2 protein-coding genes are annotated in these 3,170 nt (G+C 73.8%); both read left to right on the forward strand.

All coding sequences use genetic code 11. The features are described 5' to 3' along the window. On the forward strand, nt 1-1,013 hold a 1,013-nt coding region (locus ACF089_RS35835; protein WP_392036402.1), incomplete at its 5' end, for a phosphopantetheine-binding protein. A gap of 262 nt (nt 1,014-1,275) precedes the next feature. Next, on the forward strand, nt 1,276-3,170 hold a 1,895-nt coding region (locus ACF089_RS35840; RefSeq protein ID WP_392036405.1), incomplete at its 3' end, for a type I polyketide synthase.

Genomic DNA, 3,170 nt, shown 5'->3' on the forward strand with positions numbered 1-3,170 from the left:
GTGAGGAGTGGCGGTGTGCGGATTATTGGGTGCGGCAGGTGCGTGAGGCGGTGCGGTACGCGGATGCGGTGGGGGTGATGGAGGAGCAGGGGGTGCGTACGTTCGTGGAGATCGGCCCCGGCTCCGTACTCACCGCGCTGACCGCCCGGATCGTGCGCGATCCCGACACCACCCGGACCATCGCCCCGGTCCGTTCCCGCCTGCCGGAAACGGAATCCGTCGTACGGGCCCTCGGCGAACTGCACGGCCTCGGTGTGCCCGTGGACTGGGAGGCGTTCTTCGCCGGCACGGGCGCCCGTACGGTGCCCCTGCCCTCGTACGCCTTCCAGCGCGGACGCCACTGGCTCGACCAGACCGCGGGACCGGACGGCGGCTTCGTACCGGGGCCGGCCCCCGCGCGCGGCCCCGAGACGGAATCGGAAGCGGAATCGGAGTCCGTTGAGTCCGTACCGCTGGCCGAGCGGCTGCTCGATCTCACCGGGGCGCAGCGGGAGCGGTACGCGCTGGAGCTGGTGACCGGGCTGGTCGCGGCGGTCACCAAGCATCCCGACCCGTCGGAGATCTCCCCCGAGCGGCCCTTCCAGGAGCTGGGTTTCGACTCCCTGACCGCCGTCGAGCTGCGCGACCGGCTCGCCCGGACGACCGGCGTCACCCTGCCCCCGACCGTGGTCTTCGACCACCCGAGCCCGGCGGCCCTGGCCGCACGCGTACTGCGGGCGGCCGCGCCCGATCCGGCCGGTGCGGTACGGGCCGGGCTGGACGGGCTGGAGGCGGCGCTCGACGCGCTGCCGTACGAGGACGGGGCCCGCGCCGAGGCCGGGGCCCGGCTGCGGAGCCTGCTGGAGCGGCTGGCTCCGGACCTTCCGGATCTCCCGGATCTCCCTGACCTCGGCTCTTCCGGGAGGTCCGCTCCGGAGCCCGGCGGCGAGCGGGCGCGGGAGCTGCTCGCGGTCGCGTCGGCCGACGAGATCTTCGACTTCATCGACAGCCGGCTCGGCCGCGCGGCGGACTGACCCCGGCGGGCCCGGCCCGTCCCGGCTCGAAGTCCTTGAAGGTCCCGGACCGGACCGTCCGGTGAAGATCCCGGCCCGCCTCGGTCCTTGAAGGGCCCGGCCCGGCCCGGCTTGGCCCGGCCCGGGATGGCCCGGCTTGGCCCGGGACGGCCCGGGCCGCCGCCCCCTCCCCACCCACCCGTTCTTCCGATCGTTCAGCCGCGTGTCCCGCCCGGCCATCGAGGCCCGTCCGCCACGGCACCCGACGAAAGGCTCATTCCGCATGTCCGCTGCCAAGCCCGCCGCCGCCACGTCCGCAGAGCGGAAGGAGACGAGTGCCAGGGAGGAGAAGCTGGTCGACTATCTGAAGTGGGTGACCGCGGACCTTCAGAAGGCGAGGGAACGGATCACCGAGCTGGAGCGGCCCGCCACGGAGCCCATCGCCATCGTCGGCATGGCCTGCCGCTTCCCGGGCGGCGTCGCCTCCGCCGACGATCTGTGGCGGCTGGTCGCGGAGGGCCGGGACGCGATCGGCCCGTTCCCCGCCGACCGCGGCTGGGACCTGGACGGCCTGTACGACCCGAACCCGGACCGCACCGGGACCTCGTACACCCGCGAGGCCGGCTTCCTGGACGGAGCCGCCCTGTTCGACGCCGACTTCTTCGGCATCTCGCCGCGCGAGGCGCTCGCCATGGACCCGCAGCAGCGGCTGCTGCTGGAGACGGCGTGGGAGGCGCTGGAGGACGCCGGCATCGACCCGGCGGCTCTGCGCGGTTCGCGCACCGGCGTGTTCGCGGGCGTCATCGAGCAGAGCTACCTCGGGCTGGCCGGCCCCGAGGAGCTGGAGGGCTATCTGATGACCGGCAAGCTCGGCAGCGTCGCCTCGGGCCGGGTCTCCTACACCCTCGGACTTGAGGGCCCGGCGCTCTCGGTGGACACCGCCTGCTCCTCCTCCCTGGTCGCCCTCCATCTGGCCGTCGAGTCGCTGCGGCGCGGCGAGTCCGACCTCGCCCTCGCCGGAGGCGTCACCGTCACCGGCACGCCCGGCGGCTTCGTCGACTTCTCCCGGCAGCGCGGGCTCGCCCCCGACGGACGTATCAAGTCCTTCGCCGCGGGTGCGGACGGTACGTCGTGGTCGGAGGGTGTGGGGTTGTTGCTGGTGGAGCGGTTGTCGGACGCGCGTCGGCTGGGGCATCGGGTGTTGGGGGTGGTGCGGGGCAGTGCGGTGAATCAGGACGGTGCGAGCAATGGTCTGACGGCTCCGAACGGACCCTCGCAGGAGCGGGTGATCCGCAGTGCCCTGGCGGACGCCGGTCTGCGGCCCTCCGACGTGGACGTCGTGGAGGCGCACGGCACCGGGACCCGGCTGGGCGACCCGATCGAGGCCCAGGCGGTGCTGGCGACCTACGGCCAGGACCGTGAGGAGCCCGTCTTCCTCGGTTCGCTGAAGTCGAACATCGGCCACACCGTCGCCGCCGCCGGCGTCGGCGGTGTGATCAAGATGGTGCAGGCCATGCGGCACGGTCGGTTGCCTCGGACGCTGCATGTGGACGAGCCGTCGCCGATGGTGGACTGGTCGAGCGGTGCGGTGGAGCTGCTGACGGAGGAACGGGAGTGGTCCCGCTCCTCGGACCGGCCGCGCCGGGCGGGCGTCTCCTCCTTCGGGGTCAGCGGCACCAACGCCCATGTGATTCTGGAGGCGTACGAGGCGTACGAGGCGTACGAGGACGATGAGTCGGGTGCGGCGGACAGCGCCGGCGATCCCGGTGGGCAGCTCTCCGAGCGGCGGCCCGGGCCCGAGGCGTCCCTCCCCGCCGTCCCCTGGCTGATCTCGGCCCGTGGTGAGCAGGCCCTCGCCGCCCAGGCCGAACGGCTGCTCGACCATATGGCCGAGCGCCCCGGACTGTCCGTCGCCGACATCGGGCTCTCCCTGGCCACCACCCGCACGCTGCACGACCACCGGGCCGCCGTGAGCGGGGCCGACCGCGCCGAGATGGAGGCCGGCCTGCGGGAGCTGATCGCCGACCCGTCCCGGGCCCGCACTGCGGCCGGAGCGTCCTCGGCCGGCGCGTCCTCCGCCGGTGCGGTGGGGTTCGTGTTCTCGGGTCAGGGTGCTCAGCGGGTGGGGATGGGGCGGGAGCTGGCGGCGGCGTTTCCGGTGTTCGGGTCGGTGTTGGA

It is taken from the genome of Streptomyces sp. NPDC014894 (assembly GCF_043080985.1).
In the GTDB taxonomy this organism is placed as follows: domain Bacteria; phylum Actinomycetota; class Actinomycetes; order Streptomycetales; family Streptomycetaceae; genus Streptomyces.